This is a genomic window from Paenibacillus thiaminolyticus, assembly GCF_003591545.1.
GTDB lineage: Bacteria > Bacillota > Bacilli > Paenibacillales > Paenibacillaceae > Paenibacillus_B > Paenibacillus_B thiaminolyticus_A.
Map to the genome: position 1 here is coordinate 33880 of NZ_QYZD01000003.1, position 22320 is coordinate 56199.

The window sequence follows — 22320 nt, forward strand, 5'->3', positions numbered from 1 at the left end:
GTGCTAAAAAAGAAGTATTATCGAAAGGAGACCCATCATGGCGAAAAAACAATTTAAAGCAGAGTCGAAACGACTGCTCGAGATGATGATCAACTCCATTTACACCCAGAAGGAAATCTTCTTAAGAGAATTGATCTCCAACGCCAGCGACGCGATCGATAAAATCTACTACAAAGCGCTGACCGACGATCAGCTCGTCTTCGACAAGGACAGCTACTACATCCGAATCACTCCGGACAAGGAGAACCGGACGCTGACCATCTCCGACACCGGGATCGGTATGACGAAGGACGAACTGGAGAACAATCTGGGCGTCATCGCCAAGAGCGGATCGTTCGCCTTCAAGAACGAGAATGAGCTTAAGGACGGCCATAATATTATCGGGCAGTTCGGGGTCGGCTTCTATTCCTCATTCATGGTGGCGGATGTCGTTACCGTCATCAGCAAGCCGTTGGGCAGCGAAGAAGCGTACAAATGGGAGTCGAAGGGCGCCGACGGATATACGATCGAGGCATGCGAGAAGGATTCGGTAGGAACGGATATTATTTTGAAAATCAAAGAAAATACCGAGGATGACAGCTACGATGAGTATCTGGACGATTACCGCCTGAAATCGATCATCAAAAAATATTCCGACTTCATCCGCTATCCGATTAAGATGGATGTGAAGGGCCATCGGCCGAAGGAAGACGCCGACAATGAATTCGAAGAATATACGGAAGAGCAGACCGTCAACAGCATGGTTCCGATCTGGCGCAAAAATAAAAACGAGCTTACCGCGGAAGATTACGAGAACTTCTATGCCGAGAAGCGGTACGGCTTCGACAAGCCGATCACCCATGTCCATATCAAAGCGGACGGCGCTGTCGTCTACAATGCGATTCTCTTCATTCCGGAGAAGACGCCGTTCGATTATTATACGAAGGAATACGAGAAAGGGCTGGAGCTGTATTCCAACGGCGTCCTCATCATGGACAAATGCGCCGATCTCCTGCCGGATTATTTCAGCTTCGTCAAAGGGATGGTCGACTCCGAGGATCTGTCGCTCAATATTTCCCGCGAGATGCTGCAGCATGACCGTCAGCTCAGCCTGATCGCCAAAAATATCAAGAGCAAGATCAAGAGCGAGCTGCAGCGCCTGATGAAGGAGGATCGGGAGAAGTACGAGCAATTCTATGAATCGTTCGGCCGTCAAATGAAATACGGCGTCTACAGCGATTACGGCATGAACAAGGAAGTGCTGCAGGACCTGCTCCTGTTCCACTCCTCGAAGGAGAAAAAGCTCGTCAGCCTGGACGAGTATATCTCCCGCATGCCGGAAGATCAGAAGTATATCTACTATGCGTCCGGTGACTCGATCGACCGGATCGAGAAGCTGCCGCAGACGGAGCTGGTGGCTGACAAGGGCTATGAGATTTTGTACTTCACCGATGATATCGACGAGTTCGCGATCAAGATGATCATGAGCTACAAGGAGAAGGAATTCAAATCGGTCTCCAGTGGCGATCTCGGCATCGACGGGGACGAGAGCGAGAAGGAATCCGACACGGAGAATAAGGACAATCAAGAGCTGTTCGATGCGATGAAAGAGATTTTGAAGGACAAGGTCAAGAACGTGAAGGCATCGAAGCGGTTGAAGTCCCATCCAGTCTGCCTCTCGAGCGAAGGCGAACTGTCCATCGAGATGGAGAAAATTTTGAAGGCGATGCCGAACAGCCAGGATGTTCAGGCGGACAAGGTGCTGGAAATCAACGTCAACCATGACGTGTTCCAGTCACTGCAGGACGCGTTGGCGAACGACCGCGAGAAGCTGGGCTTGTACACGAACCTGCTGTACAATCAGGCCTTGCTTATCGAAGGGCTGCCGATTGGCGATCCGGTACAATTCACGAATGATATTTGCAAAGTAATGGTATAGTTGAGGGCAAGGAGAGAACCCGATGCTGGCGTTAGCCGGTGTCGGGTTTTTTACGTACGCCCAGCATGGGCGTCATCTTTAGGGTGAACTTCCCGAACGGGGACTGGCTTGCTCCATCTAGGATCGTTTTCACATACGGTGATGTTAATACAGAGGTGGGGGGAATCTCCCCCTACCCGCAATTGATCATGCTTCTTCTACATTTGTATGTAACAGTTTCAAGCTGGTATCAAACTCTTTTTCGATAGCTTCGTCCCGTTGATAGGTAAACAGGCTTATGACAATACTGACGATAAGGTTGACGATAAATCCGGGAATGATTTCGTATATATCCTTAGTAATTTGCAAGTCAATGTTCTTCCAAATAATCACTGTTGTTGCACCTGCTAACATTCCGGCAATGGCACCCCAATTGGTCATTTTTCTCCAGTACAGGCTTAACACGATAACGGGGCCAAAGGAAGCGCCAAAACCGGCCCAGGCATATGCGACGAGACCTAAAATGGTTTTATTTTCACCGCCCAACGCGAGCAGGCAGGCGATGACTGAAATCGTTAGAACAGCCATTCTTCCAAAGAACACAAGTTCTTTATCCGAGGCATTTTTACGCAGAATCAGCTTATATAAATCTTCTGTTAATGCACTAGAGGTTACGATGAGCTGAGAAGAAACCGTGCTCATTATTGCAGCCAATACAGCAGCAAGGACAAGTCCGGCAATAAACGGATGGAATAAAATTTGTCCAAGTTGAATGAAGACAGCTTCTGGATTAGACAATGTATAATCTGTTTGTGTAAAAAAAGCAAGACCAACCAATGCTGTTAATGAAGCGCCAAGTAATGAGGCAACCATCCAGCCCATACCAATACGTCGCGCAGTTTTGGTCTCCTGTACAGAGCGGATAGCCATAAAGCGGACGATAATATGTGGTTGTCCAACATAGCCAAGTCCCCAGGCAACTGCGGAGATAATACCGAGCCCAGTAATGCCGGTAAATAAATCCAGGAGGGACGGATCTATGGATCTGATTGTATCAACTGTGTTGGCAAACCCACCCGTCTCGCTCATCGCTAACAACGGTACAAGGATAAGGGCAAGCAGCATGATAAGCCCTTGGACAAAGTCCGTCCAACTGACAGCAAGAAAGCCCCCAAACAATGTATAGGCAACAACCACTCCGGAAACGAGGAGCAGCCCCGCTAGGTAAGGAAGGGAGAAGGAGTTTTCAAAAAAGACGGCTCCTGCCACCATACCTGAGGAAATATAGAATGTAAAGAAAATAAGGATAACAATGGAGGAAACGATCCGCAGAAGCTTGGTGCTATCCTTAAATCGATTTTCCAAAAACGACGGAATGGTAATGGAATTCCCGGAAACTTCCGTGTATGTGCGCAAACGTGGGGCAACAAATAGCCAGTTAAGATAGGCGCCAACCGATAAGCCAATGGCAATCCAGGTATTTGACAGTCCCGTTAGGTAAATCCCTCCCGGAAGCCCCATTAACAGCCATCCGCTCATATCGGAAGCGCCAGCACTTAAAGCAGTTACAGCAGGCCCTAAGGAACGTCCCCCTAACATATAGTCCGTCAAGTTTGTCGTTTTGCGGAAAGCATACCACCCTATACCTAGCATAGTCACCATATATATCACGATGGCAATCATTTTTGGGATATTTTCTAACATTTTTCCACCTCCTTAAAATGATTATTATTCAATGTATAACCATCTCATTAACATATTGACCTGAATTTTCGAAACAGCCAGGATGTTCAGGCGGACAAGGTGCTGGAAATCAACATCAACCATGACGTATTCCAGTCGTTGCAGGACGCCCTCACGAACGACTGCGAGAAACTAGGCCTGTACACGAACCTGCTGTACAATCAGGCCTTGCTGATCGAAGGGATGCCGATTGCCGATCCGTTGCAATTCACGAATGATATTTGTAAAGTGATGGTATAGCAAACAATAAGAAAACCCGATGTTAGCAGAGGCCAGCATCGGGTTTTCTTGCATTAGTATAGGCTATAGTTCAATCTAATATCTATTGGTTTTCGTGCATAATATTCTTCTGAATTACCTTGGCTGTATGTTACTTGAAAACCAGCGAGTTGGAATACACTGGCACTGAAGCCTCCACTTCCCTGTTCATTATAGTTTTTTTGATATGTGATTGTTCCGGTTCCATGAGCTCGAATCGCAGTGGCAGGAAAATCTCCTGTGGATGGAATAGCTACAACATCTTTATCTTTTAAAGTAAAACCGCCACTGCTAATTACAGCCATCGTAGCGCTTTCAATCTTGTCTATTTGCCGGAAACTACCCGAGCTATATACGTTCATTTTTACTGTCAATCTTGTTACAGCGGGTCCGTCTTCCCGTTCTTCGTACCTAGTAACTATGTAGTGATCGCCTTGGGAGGAAAAACCGGAAAAGAGAGAAGGAACAGAAAATCTTGTGTCTTTTTCTATTTCCTCTCCATGAGTGGTAATTAAATCATTTGTGTTTTTATCGTATACCTCAACTTTTGCGGATAGTGTATCTTCACTTCTCACTGTATATACTTCGCTGTTGTTAGGGATTGTCACATAGGTGAACTTGAGCTTAATTTTTTGTTCAGAAGAATTTGGTTGTGCTGAGGTAATAGGGATACTTAGCAGAAGAGAGAGACAAACAACGAGGGAAAGTACGGAAAAAAACCTTAGTTTCTTCACAGGAACAACCTCCTAATAAATAATATTTTATATCAAAAATATGATATCATAGGAAATGTTGGGAGTAAACTAGCCGGGGGTTATTTGTAGAACGTTCTTGAAAGACGCGAAGGGGTACAGATCTAACCACGGCACGTGGTGGGACATCTCCACTTGCGGCGATCTCTTCATGATTTCCTCCATCGGACCATTTTGAGATAGATAGAACAAATATTCATGTCATCCTTGATAATGGTAAAAATGTCTTGTACCATCTTCCTCAAACGCCTGAAATTCAGGTCGATTATGGTGCAAATAACATCATGTTCGAGCATAGTATAGATGGGGAGAGAATGTAGGATTCAGCTTCAACTGATATACCCTAAGAGCCTTGTGGCAGGAAACAAACGAATGACCTCATTCTCGGTAAGATAGGCAGTTCGCCCCTCATTGTTTGAGATGAAATAATAGACTTTAACCGAGAGGCTATAATATTTCTAAGGAGGTGAGACAGAATGGAGGGAAGGCAAAAAGTGGATTTTTCGGAACTGACACAATATTTTAATGGCATACGTTCCAGTATTGGGGATGTCGCGGATCGAACCGGGGAATCACTGTGGAGAGTAGAAGCGCAGTTGGGCCAGTTAACGAGACAACTGGTAAAAATGAATACCCTACTTACCGTGCTCGTCGTAGCTGTTATCGTATATTTGGTGGTTAAATTGATCATGTTCAAAAAACATAAATCGCAAGCTTCTCAATAAACCAATGAAAGGGAGGGTGACTTTGAGTATCCGGAAAAAAACGGGAAAGTCACACTTCTTCTTGTCGTTGTGTTCATCATTGGTGCACTGTATATTCCCAAGCTAAATCATACGGCCAAAGTTATTTCATTTAATGAATTCGTTAAAGAGAATGTTAACGAAGAAGAGATCGAATATCTCTTCCTTAGTAAATCGATTATGGGGGAGTCCTCTAGAGATTCAAGCTTTAGAATATATGATACAGAAGAGAGGGAACGAGTACTCCGGATTTATTCCAAGATTAAAATGAAAAGGGAGGATAACCCCGAACGCCCTGTCTCAGAAGGAAAGGATTTACTTGAACTTTGGGAATGTGTATGGACTGCAATATGTGATTATGGTTACTGACCTTGGAATCGCGGATACATTCGATTATAAGTACGCGGCTTATTCGAACACGAACCCGGTGCTGGAACTCCAGTGCCGGGTTCTTTTGCTATGTCTGCTGCACTTGCAGCCGAATGGTTTTTCTCTTTTTTTACAAAACTCTTTCCCTCCAAAAAACAATAACCAGTCTTTACTTTTCCTACGAGATGGTCTAAGATAATAAATAAGTTTCCCTGGGTAAACATTTTTGCATAAAAACATATTTTATGGGGGAGGGGAAAACATGCGTCAATCTATAGATGTTAATAATTTACACATATCGTATTACGGAAAAGAGGTCATCAAGGATGTCAGCTTCTCGATGCAGACCGGCAAGCTTATCGGCATCCTCGGACCGAATGGGGCGGGCAAGTCGACGTTGATGAAGGCCATGCTTAATCTCATTCCCCGCGACGGCGGCGAGATTACGCTCGGGGGAGAACCGCTCACCTCGATGCGCCAAAAAATTGCCTATGTGCCGCAACGCTCTAATATCGATTGGGACTTCCCCATTATCGTGAAGGATACGGTGCTGCTAGGAACGTTTCCGACCCTCGGTCTATTCCGGCGGCCCACAAAGCAAGATAAAGAATGGGCGCTCGAATGTCTCCGCCAGGTAGGCATGGAGAAATTCAAAAACAATCAGATCGGCGAGCTGTCCGGCGGCCAGCAGCAGCGGGTGTTCCTGGCGCGAGCGCTTGCCCAGAAGGCAGAGTATTTCTTCCTTGACGAGCCGTTCGTCGGGATTGATGTCGCCAGCGAGAATGTCATCATTGATATTTTGAAGACGCTGCGGGATGAAGGGAAGACGGTGTTCGTCGTCCACCACGATTTGAGCAAGGTGGAGAGCTATTTCGACAATCTGATCCTAATGAATAAGGAATTGATTGGCTGCGGGCCTGTCGATCACGTCTTCCGCCCGGAATTGATGCAGGAAGCCTATCAGACGCCGTTTACGATGATAGGGAAATTGGGGGTTGGAATGTGATGGAATTCATCCGAGATTTAATGGCCTATGAGTTTTTGCAGCGAGCTTTTGTCACTTCGATTATTGTGGGTATTATTTGCGGCGTTATCGGCTGCTTTATCGTATTGCGCGGGATGGCGCTCATGGGGGACGCAATCTCTCACGCTGTTCTGCCGGGTGTGGCCATCTCCTATATGCTGGGGATCAATTACTTCTATGGGGCGGTCGTTTCGGGGATATTGACGGCGGTTGGGATCGGAGTCATCAATCAGAACAGCCGCGTCAAGAGCGATTCTTCCATCGGGCTGGTGTTCTCCGCCGCCTTTGCTCTAGGCATCATTCTAATTACGAGCGCCAAGAGCGCCACCGACTTGACGCAAATTTTGTTCGGGAATGTTCTGTCGGTGCGGGCATCGGATATGTGGCTGACCGTTGCCGTCGGAGGCATCGTGCTGCTGGCGGTCCTGCTCTTCTACAAAGAACTGCTGGTCTCGAGCTTCGATGAGACGATGGCCGCGGCTTACGGATTGAAGACGCGCCTTATCCACTATTCGATTATGATTCTGCTGACACTCGTCACGGTAGCGTCCCTGCAGACGGTTGGCGTCATTCTGGTTGTCTCGATGCTGATTACGCCGGCGTCCACCGCGTACTTGCTCACGAACAGATTGTCCACGATGATTGGACTCGCGATGTTCTTCGGCGCCTTGTCTTCGATGATCGGCTTGTATGTCAGCTTTCTCTACAACCTGCCTTCCGGCCCGGTTATTGCCTTGGCGACGACGTCCATCTTTGTGCTGGCGTTCCTGTTCTCTCCGAAGCAAGGAGTGATTCGGCGCATGCTGAAGATGAACAAGCGAAGAATGGCCGTCGGGAAGTAATAACGGGATAAGGATAAATCATGATAACAAAAAGGAGTTCAGGAAAATGAAAATGTTACAAAAATTCATGCTGCTGTCAGCGATGGCAGCCCTGCTAGTGCTGGCCGCGTGCGGGCAAGCGAATTCGGGCAAATCGGGGGATGTCCCCGCCTCTTCGGATTCAGCTTCCGAGTCAGGGGCGGAAGGACCGCTTAAGGTCGTTACTTCCTTCACGATTCTTGAGGATTTCGCCCGGGAAATCGGCGGCGAAGATGTCGAGGTTCACAACCTGGTGCCAACGGGCACGGATCCGCATGAGTATGAACCATTGCCGGAGGATATTAAAAAAGCGACGGATGCGGATGTCCTTTTCTATAATGGCTTGAATCTAGAGGGCGGCAAAAGCGGCTGGTTCTTCAAAATGATCGAGTCCGTCGGCCAAAAAGAGGAGAATGTGTTCAACCTGACGGAACGCGTAGAACCGATGTATATCGGTGGTAAAGACGGCCATGAGGAAGAGATTAACCCGCACGCATTCATCGACCCTGCCGTCGGCATCAAGATGGCGGAGGATATGCGGGATGCTCTCATGAAGAAGGACCCTGCACGCAAAGAGAATTACGAGAAGCGGGCAGACGAATATATCACCAAGCTCAAAGAGATTGATAAGGAATATGAAGAAAAAATCAATTCCATCCCGGAAGAGAACCGCATCCTCGTTACGAGCGAACGCGCATTCCAATATATGACGACGCATTATGGACTGAAGGAAGCGTATATTTGGGAGATTGATACGGAAGAGAACGGCTCGCCAACCCAGATTAAATCGCTGGTTGAATTTATTAAGGATCATAAAGTGCCGGTCCTCTTTATTGAATCCAATGTGGACCCGCGTCCAATGGAGACCGTCTCGAACGAGACAGGCGTCCGCATCGCCGAGAAGCGGATCTACTCTGATGAAATCGGGCAGCGGGGAGAAGAAGTCGATACGTATATCAAATATTTGGAATATAATCTTGAACTTATGCATAGCGAATTAAGCAAATCATAGCAGGACGAACCGAGTGCGTTTCCGTTACTCACCCGAGAGGAGCGCGCTTGAAGCATGAACTGCCGGTAGGCAACGAGCCTGATCGCGATTCAGAAAAGGGGGGAGGGCATGCGAACCCCGGGTATGGGGGATTACCTCGAACAGATCTACCTATTGACCAGAGCCAAAGGGTTCACAAGAGTATCGGATATCGCGCAAGCGCTGTCCATTCATGATTCCTCCGCTTCCAAAATGGCGCAGAAGCTGGGGAAATCGGGATATGTACAGTACGAGAAATACGGGAGAATCTGCTTGACCGATAAAGGGTTCCAGGTGGGGCAACAATTGTTCAACCGGCATCAATTGCTGGAGAGGTTTTTGCGGCAGATTGGTGTTCCGGAGGAACAGATCCATCAGGAAGTCGAGCAGATTGAGCATCATTTCAGCTGGAGTACGATTTCCCGGATTCAAGAGCTTGTCCGTTTCTTTGACGAGGAGCCGATCGTGCTGAGGGAGTTCCACAAAAGGCAGACGCTCTAGCTTGGTCTGGATGGCGGCCTGACTGCTTTCAAGCCAGTGCGCACTTTGCAGCCAGGCTTCAGCATCCGCCGAAGGCGTCGAGATGCTCTTCCTCCGCGATTGCCTGGATCTCTTCGGCCCCGATGCGCAGGTACATATAACCGTCCTGGGCCTGCTTCTGCAGCGCGCGCTCCTGGACGAAGCGGGGGCTCGCTTCCCCGGCGTCTTCATCGTAGACGAGAAGAATGCCGTCGGTCTTGCGGAACAACAGATCGTCTCTGGCGACGAACTGCCATTTTCCGATGTAAGGGCCGTTGCTGACTGCGCCGTAATAATCGACCTGCTGTATAAGCTGCTCGAAGAATGCTTTTTTCTCTTCATTCCATTGGTCCGCCTGCTGGCTGTAGGCCGTAATGATCGAGCATTTCAGATGCGGATATTGCGCCTTCAGCGCGAGCGCGGCTTCGCAAGCCCACAGATCGACCCCGTATTGGCCTGGGGTGATGACCCATTCGAGCCCTTCCTCCAGCAGGGGGATCAGCCGGGCTGCGATCGCTTTGCGAATGTAATGGATGCCTTGATGCTTGTTATTATAAATGCCGAGCTCATGAGCGCGGTAACCGGTAACAAGTAAGTTTTTCAAATGAACTGCCTCCAAGTATGGAATCATTGTCAATCGTTCGTTCTCATCCACCATTATACATGAGGCGGCATGAATGTGCCCCAGGCAGGGCGGCATGCGCCGCCGCCCGTGCCAGCAGATGGCTTCCGAGTGAATCGGGAGTCATCTTTTTTTGTTCCTGTCCGCCGCTTGATTAGATACAAAAACTGAAAAACTTGGCCAAATGTGCCGATATCATTAGTAACCTTCAATGGATATTTATTCAAGTTTATCGAAGAATGGGAAGTTGGCGGGACGAGCATAAAAATCTGGCGACGATTCAAGGAGGAGTCAGGCGATGACGCATCTGGATAAGAAGATTATTGAGCTGGAGCAGGCCAAGAAAAGGCTGGAGCAGCAGAAGAGCCGCAGTCAGGAGGCCCAGGAGGACGAGGATCGCGAGGCGCAAGCCGAACGGCATGCGGCCCGTGAGGAGCGGGAAGCGCAGTGGCGGCGGGAGATCCGGGAAGGAATGCGGAGCGGCCGCATCGACATCGCGGGCACTTCCGTCGAATTTCAGCCGGCAAGCTTTTTTCAACCGGGTATTCGTTTCTTGTTCCCCGGGGAGTTCCTCGTCTGCGCGCTTGATACCGAGCAGCAGAAGGTGTACCGGAACGAAGCCCATGCCGTCAATATCCTCTTGCAGTACACGGATCATCCCGGGCAGCCCATCGATATGACAGCGATGAAGAGCGAGATGATTCGCAATATGAAGAGCATGGAGCTGAATACCGAATGGGTGGAGGATGGCGTGAAGGAGGTGAACGGACGGCCGATTCACTACTGCGCATTTTTGAACCCGGTGGCGCACGGGAAGGTGTTTAACTTTTTGTTTTTCGCGGATGCGGGGCGCAAGCGGCTTATCGGGAACATCAATTGCAATGGGAAGGACAGCAAGCTGTGGTCCTGCATTGCCCAGGAAATGATCGATTCGATGGAGGTGGCGCGTAGATGAGCGTAGCGCAATTATCTTATCAAAATGTGAGAATTGCCCCTTTTCCCCATATGCAGCTGTTGGACATGTCTATCGTGCAAGAGGTGAACGAGCATGGGAAGCTCACGTTCACGGGCCGAATGCCGGAGGATCATAAGGACAATGATCTGTTCGCCATGAATGAGCAGACGCCGGTTCAAGTCGTGCAGATCACGGAGCAGGGCGAGGAGCGGGTTTTGTTCTCCGGTATTTTGTCGGAGATGCGGATCGAGAAGTCGCGGGATGTCTATTCCGTCTATGCGGAAGCGCTCACAAGCACGGTCATGCTCGATATCCGCGTGAAGAACCGGTCGTTCCAGGATGCTACGATGACCTACAACCAGCTCGTCCGCCATCTGGGCGGCGGTTACTCGAATTACGACGTGAACTATACGTCGGAACAAAATCCCCCCCTCGGGGCCTTGGTCGTGCAGTACAAGGAAACGGACTGGGCCTTGCTGAAAAGATTGGCCTCCCGTCTTGATACGGTGGTCGTGCCGGCCGAGAACTTCAAGGACATCAAATTCAGCTTTGGTCTGCCGGATACCGGGGCGGTCAAGAAGCTGTCTCCTTCCAACTATGTCATTACGAAAAAGCTGGCTGACTATATGAGCTACCATAAAAATGTCCGCAGGAATGCGATGGAGAGCGATTTTATTTTCTATGAGCTTACGACGGATCAATGGCTGCATCTGGGCGATGCCGTTGATTTCCAAGGGGCGCGGCTCTATGTCGGCAAGGCCGTGTCCACGATGGAACGGGGAAGCGTCACGCACACCTACACGGTTACGACCCGCAAAGGCTTGAACCGGCAATCGCCGTACAATGACGCGATCCGCGGCGCATCGATAGGCGGCACGGTGCTGGCCATTAACCGCGACAAGGTGAAGGTGCGGCTTGATATCGACAAGGAGCAGGATGCCGGCAAGGCCTGCTGGTTCCCGTATTCCACCGTCTATGCCTCCGCGGACGGCAGCGGCTGGTATTGCATGCCCGAGGCAGGCGATAGCGTCCGGGTGACGTTCCCGAGCGAGCGGGAGGAGGAGGCGTTCGCCATCAGCTCGGTCAACTCGTATGCGGGAGAGCCGGCAGGAGGCGGACCTCAGGCTGGACAAGGAGCAATATCCGGCGGCGGATCTGCGGGCGGGGGCTCGCAGGATCGGATGGGCGATCCGAATGTCCGGTATTTCCGCAACTCTTCGGGTATGGAGGTCACGCTGGCCCCCGGTCATGTGTTGATTTCCGCGAGTAACGGCCAGGCGACGATTCGGCTTGCCCAGGACGGCTCGATTACGATTGCCGGGCAGAACGAGGTCTCGCTGACCTCGAAGGAGAACGTGACCATCCGGGCGGACAAGACGCTGATGATGACCGCAAGCGAAGAGATCGCGATCGAGAGCCAGAAAGGCGGCAAGATCGTGCTCAACAGCGGGGGAGACGCGGAGTTGAAGGGGAACAAAGTACTTACGAACTAGTGTGCACTAAGGCGCTCCGCGCAGAAAGGGAGATTCGACGTGACAAGAGATGAGGCGCTGCGGCATTGGATGGATACGGCCGTTGCCACGAACCGGTGGGAGCAAATGCATGCGCTGCATCAGATCGTGATGAGGGACCGAGACAGGCTGGCGGCGGAATTCATCGCGTCGTTCAAGCAACTATGCCGTCACATTCGGCACATGCAGGACGAGAAGCGCAAAGGAAAAATCAAATACATTCATTACTCGGCGCTGCGGAGCCGCCTCTTGAGCGGCGATCACTGCTGCCGGATTGATGCGTATGACAGGCAGTGGTATGCGGATGCCGCGGACTGTTCCGCCGAATATGACGCGGGTTGGGCGTTCGGCCGCCTGGACGAGTTCAGGCGCGCTATTGCGGAGCAGGGTAAAAGGTACGTCGGCAAGGTGCTGCCGGCCGATGTGGAGGCGGTCATGCGAAGCGAGGCCGTCTGGTATACGGCCTACCTCGTCAAGCTGGCCCGCCATGCGATAAGGGAGGCGGTTCGCAGTGACGAGTTCGCCGCCATCGACAAGGAAGACGAGCTGTACATCATGGTCGGCGAGTACAAGGACCGGAGCGAGTTGGTCTATCGCTATGAGGTCCGGGAGAGGGACAGCCGCGAGCTGCGGGAGATGCTCTCCGCGGGCCAGCGGAACGAATATGTCTATGAAGTATTCAGCGGGACGGATCTGAGCGGGATGTATTTCTCCTTGCTCAACTTCAGCTACGCCAATCTGTCCGCAAGCACGCTGGCCGGCAATGCCATCTGGGGTTGCGCGTTCATCGGCTCGGACTTCCGCGGGGCCAATCTGGAAGGAGTCGATATGAACCGCAGCATCGTGCATGGGGCGAGCTTCAAGGAGGCGAACCTGCGGAACGCGAGCCTGGAGCATATTCAGGGAGGACTGTCCTTCCCGGCGCCGGAGGAGCTTCATATTCCGCCCTTCATGGAGACGAGCTTCCAGGATGCCAATCTGGAGCATGCGAGCCTCCGCGGGGCCGATCTGCGGGGGGCGGATTTCCGGGGCGCGGCTTTAAGGCAGGCATGCTTCACCGATGCGGGACTGGAAGGCGCGGTATTTGCGGCCGAGGATGTGAGGCATCTCGATTTGAGCGAGCGGCAGCTCGCGGGCATCGTGATTGTGGAAGGGTGCCGGGCCTGATGCCGTGTGATGAGGCGGGGGCATACGAGTGATCAGGAATGATCAATGGATAGGGAGCGGGAGGTCATATGGACTATTTCATCATTGCGCAGGATGAGAGCGCGGATCAACAATTCCGCTTCGCCGGCTTGAAGTCGACGAATAAAATCATCGAGGTGACGCCGGATCAGGCGGACGATATTCAGGACATTACCATCGTATTCGTCGAGGGCCAGGCCGACAGCGTCTACCCCGATTATATCGGCAAGCCGGTCGTGCTGGTGGCGGATGAGGTCAAAAGAGTGCTGGAGCTGCATGATCCGAAGCTGGTGTTCAAATGCGCCATCCTGTCAGATCCGAAGCACAGCATGCAGAAGGTATATTGGCTCCTGCTGCTTCCGCGGGTCGACTGCTTGTCGGAGCGGACGGAGTTCCAGAAGACGGGCGCGGTCAAACGCATCGTCATCGATCAGGCGAAGGCTGCCGGACATGCCATTTTCCGTGTTCAAGGCTTGCTGGAGAAGCATGTTTTTATCCCTCTCGATGTGGCCGAGAGCCTCCTGCGAAGGGAGCTGCTGGGGATTCGGCTGGAGAAGGTGGAGCATGATCGCGGAGATTCGGACGTATGCCAAGCGGATGCATTCCAACCGGGCGCATTCAAAGAAGGATCGGTGTGCTAGTGATTGATAACCGGAACGTTCAATAGATGGAAAGGTAAGGAGGAATAGACATGCATGAAATGATTGCGGACGGCGGAGGCGGCGAGGGTCAAGCCGAGCCGAAATATGTGGTGCACGGCGCCTTCTGCGCCTGCAGCCAGGGAACGCGCCCCGCTCGGCTCATTATCCCGGCGAGCCACGGGGATTACATCCATGATCAGCCGCAATTGAATGTGGAGGATCAGGTGCCGATGGTCAATATCCGGCCGTTCGGACTATATCAGAGCACGCAGAATCCTGCGGTGCAGGCCGTCATCGACGCGCTGCCGCCGATGCCGAAGCAGGAGGAGGCCGGGTGGTTCGCCAGCCTGTTCATCAAGAAGGAGGCTCCACCGCCGGAAGAGGTCCCGGCGCCCGTATGCGTAGCGATGTGCGTACCCAATGTGACGCCGGGGATGCTCTGGCAGTCGGGCAAGGAGAACGTGTTGGTCGAGGGTGCGCCCGCGCTGCTGAGCGACGGATGGATTACTTGCGCATACGGGGGCCTCATCACGATCGTGCACGACGGGCAAAGGGAATAGAACCTCGAGGAGGGGGAAGAGGATGAGGATTCGGTACGGGGGAGTAATCCTCGAACTCCCGGTTGAGCTTCAACGCCTGACCGGGCTTGTCTTAACGAGAGAGGTCAATGAACATATCCAGCTTCAGTTTAGCGCCATCATCCCGGAAGAGAAGAAGGACAGTTATATTCATGAACTCGGGTACGGCTCGCCGATCATCGTCTACCGGGAGCTGGAGGACAGCGGTGAACCGGACAGCGGGAGCCGGCAAGGGGAAGTGTTGTTCCACGGCTCGATCCGCCAGCTGGATATCCAGTGTGTGCGCGGTGTGTATACGCTGCAGGCTGAAGCCTGTTCCTATACGTGGGCGATGGACATCGAGCGCAAGCGGCGCTCTTTCCAACGGGTCGATATGACCTATGCCGATGTGATTGAGCAGGTGCTGCAGGACTATCCGCATGCCAATATGCAGGATCATGCGACGAATCACGCCCGGATTGGCGGGCTGATTATGCAGTATGATGAGACCGATTGGCAGTTCATCAAGCGGCTGGCTTCGCATTTCGGCGCTGTCGTGGTGCCGGATGCGGCTTCGGGAAGCGCTCGCTTCTCGCTCGGCGTATCTGCGGATCGGGAACCGGTTGAGGTTAGCGATGCGCAATATGTCATCCGGAACGACTTCCGCCGCAGCCTGCTGGCGCGGACGAACGAGAATCCGGAGCTGCAGGAGACCGACTTCATCAGCTTCGAGATCGACACGCCGCTCTGGCTTCCGTTAGGGGGACGCGTCAGCTTCGCCCGGAGGCCGTTCGTTATCCGCGCCGCCACATCAGCCGTGCGGGACGGCCTTCTGCGCCACACGTATACATTCTGCACCGCCGATGGCGTCAGACAAGGCTATCAGTCCAATCGGCGGGTTCAAGGCTTGTCGCTGGACGGGACGATTACGGACATCTCGCGCAACCGCATTCGGGTGCAGCTTGCCATCGATTCCGCCCAGGCGAAGGGCGATACATGCTGGTTCCCTTATTCGACGGGGATAGACAATCAGATCTCGTACCTGATGCCGAAGCCGGGCTCGGGCGTCAAGCTGCATTTCCCGACGGTGAATGAGAGAGAAGCCATTGCGATCGGCTCGGTGAGAAAGGGAGGCGAGGCGAGCAAGTACGGGCATAAGCAGTCCGATCCGAAGGTGCGCTCCTTAACGAATGATACGGGCAAGGAAATGAAGCTGACCGGACAGGATGTCGTCTTCAGCGCCAATGACGAGGGCAGCATCAAAGTGCGTTTGTCCGGAGACGGCACCGTGGAGATCGCTGCGGATACCGATCTGTACCTCAGCGCCGCAAATGCTGTGGCGCTCGGGGTCAGCGAGAGCGCTGCGTCGGAGGCGGCTGCGGCCGTGCCGAAGCGAATCTCAATCTCGGCGGGGGAAGATGTGTTCATCAGCCGGAGTCCGGGGGAATACGTCGATCCGGCGCATGCGATCGCGATCCAGGATTCGACTTATGTTCAAGGAGCGAAGATTATCTATCTGGGCGAGCCCGGCGAACCGCCTGCCGAGACCTTCGACGACAGCGCTCAGCTGGCCGAGGACGCCAAGCTGATGGAAGAGGTCAACGCTCAGGCGCTGGCCTATCGCGAGGCGTGCATTGCCAAGGCGGAGGCGGCGAAGAGCAAGTTCGGGTTCGGCGCCATCGCCTTGGTGGTCGGCGTCGTCGCGGTAGCGGTCGCGACGGTTGCGACCGGAGGCGCCGCACTGCCGCTAATCGTCGGCGCCGCCGGCACCGTCTCGGCCATCGTGGGCGCGAGCGAGATCGCGGAGGGCCGGGAGGATTTCGCCAAGGCTCAGGTCGGCGATCTGAGCCAATCCTATAACTTCATGCGGGATACGGTGCTCGGCGGCGACGAGGAACTGTACAATATCGTCAAATACGGCTCGGTCACCATTTCCGTGCTGGGCGGAGGCTTCTTGGCCGGGGGCACGACTTTGTTGGCCGGCGGTGTGACCGGCGGGACGATGAGTGCGGGGATAACGGCGATATTTGATCCATACCAGCCATTGGACGGCACCTTCAGTTGGAAAGCAATGGCCGGGCATTATTTGAAGAGCTTCTATAACGGGGCCTTGGCCGGAACGCTCTCGGCCGGCGTGTTGAAGGGCGTTCCGTGCGGGGCCGGTCCGCTCACCCAGTTCGGCGGCAGATATAGTGCAAGCTTCGTTGCTTCAAGCGTGCTCGATATCACCAATTCCGGCGATGTGAATTTCCTGAACAATGCGGTAAGCAGCGTATTCGGCGCGGCGTTCTCCTTCATGGGAGGAAAAAGCCGGATCGGCCGCTACGGCGCGTCCGTCACCGGGGATATGGCTGGAGGTTCCGCGATCCAGCTTCTGCAGAACGGGACCATCGACAAGGATACTTTTTTCGACCAGTTGAAAAAATCCCTCGTGAGCAATGTCGGAAATCTGGTGACGAGGTTAGACCCGATTGATGTCGCCAAAGGCCGGTTCTATCTGCAAGCGACTGATCTGGTCGTGCATGATATCGGTGATACGCTGGAGCTGACGCGCAGCTTCAATTCGCAGAACCCGTTCGTGGGCATGCTGGGCAAAGGCTGGCTTAGTTCGCTGGAGAGCTCGCTGACCCGAGTAGAGGATCGCGCCTTCCTTATCTGTATGGACGGCCACTATGAGAGCTTCATCCTCCAGGATGGCGAATGGCGCAATGAACGGTCGGGAGCGCTCGATTACCGGTTAGTCGAGGAGCCGCGCCGAGGGAGATATGTCGTCAAGCATCAACGATACACGTATGTCTATGACGGGTCCACCGGACGGCTGGTCTCGTTCAGCGACGGCAACGGCAACCGCACGGAGCTGGAATATGACGAGGAAGGCCTGCGCTCGTTGACGACGCAAGGCGGCAAGGAGCTTGCTTTTACCTGGAGGAACGGCAAGCTCGCCGCGATCACAGACAACATCGGGCGCATGGTCGAATACCGGTATGCGGGCGATCTGCTGGCCGGGGTCACCTACCCGAACAAGGGCGAGGTCACGTACGCCTATGATAGCGAAGGGCGTCTCACTTCGATTACCGATCAGAATGGCCATACCTATGTGCGCAATGAGTACGACAGCGCCGATCGGGTCATTCGCCAGTATGACGGCGAGGGCCATGTCGCGGATATCGTCTACGACGAGCGGGCCAGGATGACGACCTTTACGTTTCATGCCACCGGAGTCGTGGAGACGTACAAATACAACCGCGATTATTTGGTTACGGAAGCGCACTACGATGACGGCACGCAGGAAGCCTACACCTACGATATCTGGCAGAAAAAGGACAGCCATACGGCCGCCAACGGCACCGTCACGCGCTGGGTGTACGATGCCTATGGCCAGTTGCTGGAGGAGATTCGGCCTGATGGCACGAAGGTGGAGCACCAGTACGACGAAGACGGGAACCGGATTCGCATGGCGACGACCGGTGGGAGCGAGACTCGTTACGCCTACGATACCCGGGGGAATCTGCTGGAGGAACGGGTGCGGATCGACGACACGAACGAATCCGTCACCGCTTATGAGTATGATGAATTCGGACGGCTGATCCGCCGCATCGATCCGATGGGCCAAGCGACAACGTTCCGGCATGAGGTCAAGCATACAGATGCGCCGACCTTCGTACAGGATGCGGAAGGCCAGCAGTTCAAGTATGGCTATGACGCCGCGGCCCGGATGACGAGCATTACGACCTCCTACGGCACGGTGGAGATTGCCTACAATGTGCTGAACCAGCGGACGCGCATCATCGATGCGGCCGGCAACACGACGGTGCTGTTCTATGATCCGATGGGCAATTTGATCAAAAAAGTGCTGCCGAACGAATATGTGGAGCGCTTGGGCAGCGGCATCGGGACGGAATATCGCTACGACTTCATGGACCGCCTCATTCGGACGACGGATCCGATGCAGAACGAGCAGCGGGTCATGTACGATATCCATGACAATCTGGTGAAGGCCGTCCATCCGAACGAATATAGCCGGGCGGAGGATGACGGGGCCGGGGTCGAATATGAATACGATCACCGGAACCGCCGCATACGAAGCTTGTTCCCGGACGGCAGCATCGCCCGCACGAAGTATGATGCTGTCGGCAATATCATCAAGACGATCGATCCGGAACGGTATAATCCCGAGACCGATGACGGTCCGGGCACCGAGTATGTCTACGATGCGATGAACCGCCTCGTTCAGATTACCGATCCGGAGGGCCATGTCATCAAGCGCTTCTTGTATGACGAGGAAGGCAGAGTCGTCAAAATGATCGATGCCCGCGGGTGGTTAAGCGGCGAGACGGACGAAGAGCGCTTCGGTACGCTGTATGCCTATAACCGGGCCGGCTGGCTGATCGAGAAGCGGGAGCCGGTTGAAGCCGAGGGCGGGGCGATTCTGTACAAGCTGACCTTGTACCGGCATGACCAGGCCGGCCGTCTCGTGGAAGAGCGGCGGACGGCGGAGCATGTTGGGGCGACCGAATATGCGAGCCGGTACCATCGTATCCGCTACCGGCATGACAAGCTCGGCCGGGTCATCCTGGTCGAGGATGATACGGGAGCCGAGATCCGCTACACCTATGATTGCCTGAATCAGGTTACGTCCGAGCAGCGCAAGCTGAGCGAGCAGAAGGAACAAGTCACCCGCTATGAGTACAACGCGGTCGGGCTGCTAGAACGCAAGATCGATCTGATCGATGCGGAAGATCTGGCGGAGGGCCGTTCGGTCAACGGAAGCGAGGATCAGATCGCCGCCGAGACCTCCTATCGCTATGACCGGAACGGCAATATGATCAAGCTGGTCACGCCAGAAGGCTATGAGACCGAGATCAGCTACGATCGAGCCGATCGCGTCATTCAGATTAGCCGCCGGGAACGCCAGGACAGCAAGGCGCGGAGCGTCTATTTCAAGTATGACCGTGCGGGCAATGTACTGGAGGAGACGGATACGAACGGCCACCGTGTGGCCTATAGCTATGATCTGATGAATCGCCTCATCCGCACGACAGGCAAGCGGGGTGAGACGACGCGCCTCTTCTATGACAAGACGGGACAGATCATCAAGCGGGTGTCGCCGAACCAGTATAATCCGCTTACGGATGACGGCGATGGCACGATCTATCGGTATGATGTGCAGAATCGGCTGATCGAGGTTCGCGATGCCTGCGGTCAGATCGTGGAGCAGAACCGTTATAATCAGACGGGCGAGTTGATCCGAAAGCTGAGCGAAGGCATTGGCGTGGAATATACGTATACCATCGGCGGCCGGGTGAAGCAGATCCGCACCGCAGAGGCTGCGGCCCGCGGCAAGGTAAGCCAGGAGTACATGTACGACGCGCTTGGCAATATTACCGGCATTGTGGACGGCGAAGGGAACATGACGCGCCACGGCCTGGACGCATGGGGCAACATACGGGTGCTTACCCGTGCGGATGGAAGCGAAGAGCGGTACAGCTACGACCGTGCAGGAAATATCATCAGCTCCACGGACGCCAACGGCCATACGACCTTGTACCGCTACAACAGTCTGGGCAAGCTGGCGGCGGTGGAGGATCCGTCGCAGCAGCATATTAAATACCAATATGACCGCCAGGGCCGGCTGACGCGGCAGATCGATCGAAACGAGCGCGTTACCGAGTATGCGTACAATTTCGACGACCAACTGGTGAAGCGAAGAGAAGCCGCAGGAGGCGCGGAAGAAATCTACGTCTACAACGAGGATGGCACGCTGCGAACGGCCGACAATGATCGGATGCGGTATGACTATACGTATACGCCGGACGGCAGACTGGCGGCGAAATATACGAGCGAACCTCCGCTTGGCATCCGCCGCAAGGGCGATTGGGCCGGATCATCTCCGGTCGCGGACCCGTTGACAAACGCCGGAGCGAAGGGAGCGGACGCTCCCCAGTCTTGGCATCCGATGGATGCGCTTGAGCCGGAGGCTGCGGGTGCGGGTATGCGTAAACTGCTCGAGTTCCGCTATGACCCGGACGGACAGGTAACCGGGTTGACCGACGCCGCAGGCAGACATACGCAATACCGCTATGATAAAATAGGCCGTATCCAGGAAGTGCTGCAGGGCCGGGAACGTCTCGCGCAGTACCGCTATGGCGAAGGCAACCGCATCGCCTCCATTCTGTACGGAAGCGGGATCAGCGTCGAATACGGCTATGACCGGGACGGCCAGATGACGAGTCTGCGGGCGGCCGGCCAAGACGGCCGGGACCTGATGCGCCATACGTACAGCTACGACAATAACGGCAACCAGATTGCCAAGATGGAGCATCATCAGCTTACCCTATACAGCTATGACCGCTTGAACCGTTTGCAGGAAGTGGACTACGGCAGCGGCGCCCAGGAGTCGTATAGCTACGACCCTGCCGGGAACCGCATCCGCCGCGTGCTGGACGGACATGCCACAAGCTATGCCTACGACAGCCGCAACCGTCTGCTGTCGCTGCTCGACGAGGACGACGGCGGCCGTACCGAGTTCGAGTACGACCGCCAGGGCAATTTGCTCTTCGAACGCTCTGGCAGCGGCACCACGACCTATGCCTATGACGCGTTCAATCGGACCGGGCAGGTCGAGAAACCGGACGGCAGCTATGTCCGCCATGAATACGACCCGGAAGGGCTGCGCAGCGGCATATGCGAGAACGGCGTGACCAGCCGCTTCGTGTTCGACGGCTGGAATATGGTGAACGAGCTGGACGAGGAGTGGAATGCCAAAGCCTCCTATGTGCGCGGCCATGAATTGCTGGCGCAGGTGGACGGCCAAGGAGATGCCTACTACTACCTGAACAACCAGCACGGCGACGTCGTGCACATCACGAACCGGCTGGGCGGCATCGTCAACAGCTACGAGTACGATGCCTTCGGCCATACCTTGTCTGCCACCGAAGGCATCCCGAACCGCTTCCGCTATGCGGGCGAGCAGTTCGACCCCGTCACGCAACAATATTACCTGCGCGCGCGGTTCTACAACCCGGTCATTGCCCGCTTCACTCAGGAGGATGAGTATCGCGGCGACGGCTTGAACCTGTACGCATATGTGGGCAACAATCCGATAAAATATGTGGACCCGAGCGGGTATAGCAGCCAGAATGTTGGTTGCGGTGGTGGCGGTAAGAAGGAAGGGCCTTATAAGGGGAATGGTAAATCCTCGAACTCAAAGTTTAAGTTTGATTATGAAAAAGAACGTGAAATAGGCATTAAGCGAATAACAGATGAATTTGGAGGGATGATCGAAAATCTTCCAAATAATAGTGAAACACTTAATCCTAAAGAAATAAGATTCATGCAAAGCTCTATCAGTAACCAAACTGGACAGTATACGGTACTTGATAATGCTAAGACATTTTCAGAAAACCCTTCTAAAATATTTGAATTAAATCCGATAAGAGTTTGGCAAGACGGGAAGGGGAATATATGGACACTAGACCATAGAAGGCTAGGGGCCTCCAGACTTGCAGACCTAGACAGAATTCCAGTTCAGTGGGCTTCTAAGGAAGAGGTTTATCAGGATGCATGGAAATTTTCTACAAAGATCGACGGTAAATCTATTGTCTTAAAAATTGGAAAAGGGATGAAGGAAATTATCGAATAGGAGGACTTGAAT

15 protein-coding genes and 1 pseudogene are annotated in these 22320 nt (G+C 53.5%); 13 read left to right on the top strand and 3 right to left on the bottom strand.

The genetic code is table 11. The annotated features are described in order from the left end of the window. Nucleotides 1–37: 37 nt before the first annotated feature. Complete coding sequence (gene htpG / locus DQX05_RS05115) at nt 38–1918, top strand: molecular chaperone HtpG (protein WP_119791499.1); 1881 nt, start codon at nt 38–40, stop codon at nt 1916–1918. 186 nt (nt 1919–2104) lie between these two features. On the opposite strand, the gene putP is transcribed toward htpG, so the two are convergent. Then, complete coding sequence (putP, locus tag DQX05_RS05120) at nt 2105–3601, bottom strand: sodium/proline symporter PutP (RefSeq protein ID WP_119791501.1); 1497 nt, start codon at nt 3599–3601, stop codon at nt 2105–2107. 72 nt (nt 3602–3673) lie between these two features. On the opposite strand from putP, the pseudogene DQX05_RS05125 reads away from it, so the two are divergent. Continuing rightward, nucleotides 3674–3880, top strand: a pseudogene (locus DQX05_RS05125) (molecular chaperone HtpG); the annotation flags it as partial. A 53-nt stretch (nt 3881–3933) separates the two neighbouring features. Here the strand turns inward: DQX05_RS05125 and DQX05_RS05130 are convergent. Next, nucleotides 3934–4632 carry a hypothetical protein gene (locus tag DQX05_RS05130; RefSeq protein WP_119791503.1) on the bottom strand — a complete coding sequence of 233 codons (699 nt, stop codon included), beginning with the start codon at nt 4630–4632 and terminating at the stop codon, nt 3934–3936. A 494-nt stretch (nt 4633–5126) separates the two neighbouring features. Here DQX05_RS05130 and DQX05_RS05135 point away from each other — a divergent pair, with 494 nt between their 5' ends. The 5 genes from DQX05_RS05135 (at nt 5127) to mntR (ending at nt 9177) form a co-directional block, all read left to right on the top strand. Further along, on the top strand, nt 5127–5375 hold the full coding sequence (locus DQX05_RS05135; RefSeq protein WP_119791504.1) for a hypothetical protein: 249 nt from the start codon (nt 5127–5129) through the stop codon (nt 5373–5375). 649 nt (nt 5376–6024) lie between these two features. Next, on the top strand, nt 6025–6768 hold the full coding sequence (locus tag DQX05_RS05145) for a metal ABC transporter ATP-binding protein (protein ID WP_119791508.1): 744 nt from the start codon (nt 6025–6027) through the stop codon (nt 6766–6768). Beyond that, the gene (locus tag DQX05_RS05150; protein WP_119791510.1) at nt 6768–7628 is read left to right on the top strand and encodes a metal ABC transporter permease; all 861 of its coding nucleotides are present in this window, start codon (nt 6768–6770) and stop codon (nt 7626–7628) included. Before DQX05_RS05145 ends, DQX05_RS05150 begins: the two co-directional genes overlap by 1 nt. A 46-nt stretch (nt 7629–7674) precedes the next feature. Beyond that, complete coding sequence (locus DQX05_RS05155; RefSeq protein WP_119791512.1) at nt 7675–8658, top strand: metal ABC transporter solute-binding protein, Zn/Mn family; 984 nt, start codon at nt 7675–7677, stop codon at nt 8656–8658. A gap of 108 nt (nt 8659–8766) precedes the next feature. Beyond that, nucleotides 8767–9177 carry a transcriptional regulator MntR gene (mntR, locus tag DQX05_RS05160; RefSeq protein ID WP_119791513.1) on the top strand — a complete coding sequence of 137 codons (411 nt, stop codon included), beginning with the start codon at nt 8767–8769 and terminating at the stop codon, nt 9175–9177. Nucleotides 9178–9235: 58 nt separating this feature from the next. On the opposite strand, the gene DQX05_RS05165 is transcribed toward mntR, so the two are convergent. Beyond that, the gene (locus tag DQX05_RS05165; RefSeq protein ID WP_119791515.1) at nt 9236–9799 is read right to left on the bottom strand and encodes an SLOG family protein; all 564 of its coding nucleotides are present in this window, start codon (nt 9797–9799) and stop codon (nt 9236–9238) included. Between the two features lie 316 nt (nt 9800–10115). Here DQX05_RS05165 and DQX05_RS05170 point away from each other — a divergent pair, with 316 nt between their 5' ends. From DQX05_RS05170 to DQX05_RS05195, 6 genes are all read left to right on the top strand, one after another. Next, entirely contained in the window at nt 10116–10772 is a 657-nt protein-coding gene (locus tag DQX05_RS05170) for a hypothetical protein (RefSeq protein WP_119791517.1), read from the top strand. Beyond that, nucleotides 10769–12265 (top strand): phage baseplate assembly protein V, encoded by a 1497-nt coding sequence (locus DQX05_RS05175; RefSeq protein ID WP_119791519.1) that lies wholly within the window; start codon nt 10769–10771, stop codon nt 12263–12265. Before DQX05_RS05170 ends, DQX05_RS05175 begins: the two co-directional genes overlap by 4 nt. Nucleotides 12266–12304: 39 nt before the next feature. Then, nucleotides 12305–13450, top strand: a complete 1146-nt coding sequence (locus DQX05_RS05180) for a pentapeptide repeat-containing protein (protein ID WP_119791521.1) — start codon at nt 12305–12307, stop codon at nt 13448–13450. Between the two features lie 68 nt (nt 13451–13518). After that, on the top strand, nt 13519–14109 hold the full coding sequence (locus tag DQX05_RS05185) for a hypothetical protein (protein WP_119791523.1): 591 nt from the start codon (nt 13519–13521) through the stop codon (nt 14107–14109). Between the two features lie 50 nt (nt 14110–14159). Continuing rightward, nucleotides 14160–14669 (top strand): DUF4280 domain-containing protein, encoded by a 510-nt coding sequence (locus tag DQX05_RS05190; protein WP_119791525.1) that lies wholly within the window; start codon nt 14160–14162, stop codon nt 14667–14669. A gap of 22 nt (nt 14670–14691) precedes the next feature. Further along, on the top strand, nt 14692–22308 hold the full coding sequence (locus tag DQX05_RS05195) for an RHS repeat-associated core domain-containing protein (protein WP_119791526.1): 7617 nt from the start codon (nt 14692–14694) through the stop codon (nt 22306–22308). Nucleotides 22309–22320: the final 12 nt, after the last annotated feature.

Excerpts from the sequence above, each read along its gene's own strand:
- htpG (WP_119791499.1), top strand. The coding sequence starts at position 38 with ATGGCGAAAAAACAATTTAAAGCAGAGTCGAAACGACTGCTCGAGATG.
- putP (WP_119791501.1), bottom strand. The coding sequence starts at position 3,601 with ATGTTAGAAAATATCCCAAAAATGATTGCCATCGTGATATATATGGTG.
- DQX05_RS05135 (WP_119791504.1), top strand. The coding sequence starts at position 5,127 with ATGGAGGGAAGGCAAAAAGTGGATTTTTCGGAACTGACACAATATTTT.
- DQX05_RS05145 (WP_119791508.1), top strand. The coding sequence starts at position 6,025 with ATGCGTCAATCTATAGATGTTAATAATTTACACATATCGTATTACGGA.
- DQX05_RS05150 (WP_119791510.1), top strand. The coding sequence starts at position 6,768 with ATGGAATTCATCCGAGATTTAATGGCCTATGAGTTTTTGCAGCGAGCT.
- DQX05_RS05155 (WP_119791512.1), top strand. The coding sequence starts at position 7,675 with ATGAAAATGTTACAAAAATTCATGCTGCTGTCAGCGATGGCAGCCCTG.
- mntR (WP_119791513.1), top strand. The coding sequence starts at position 8,767 with ATGCGAACCCCGGGTATGGGGGATTACCTCGAACAGATCTACCTATTG.
- DQX05_RS05170 (WP_119791517.1), top strand. The coding sequence starts at position 10,116 with ATGACGCATCTGGATAAGAAGATTATTGAGCTGGAGCAGGCCAAGAAA.
- DQX05_RS05175 (WP_119791519.1), top strand. The coding sequence starts at position 10,769 with ATGAGCGTAGCGCAATTATCTTATCAAAATGTGAGAATTGCCCCTTTT.
- DQX05_RS05185 (WP_119791523.1), top strand. The coding sequence starts at position 13,519 with ATGGACTATTTCATCATTGCGCAGGATGAGAGCGCGGATCAACAATTC.
- DQX05_RS05190 (WP_119791525.1), top strand. The coding sequence starts at position 14,160 with ATGCATGAAATGATTGCGGACGGCGGAGGCGGCGAGGGTCAAGCCGAG.
- DQX05_RS05195 (WP_119791526.1), top strand. The coding sequence starts at position 14,692 with ATGAGGATTCGGTACGGGGGAGTAATCCTCGAACTCCCGGTTGAGCTT.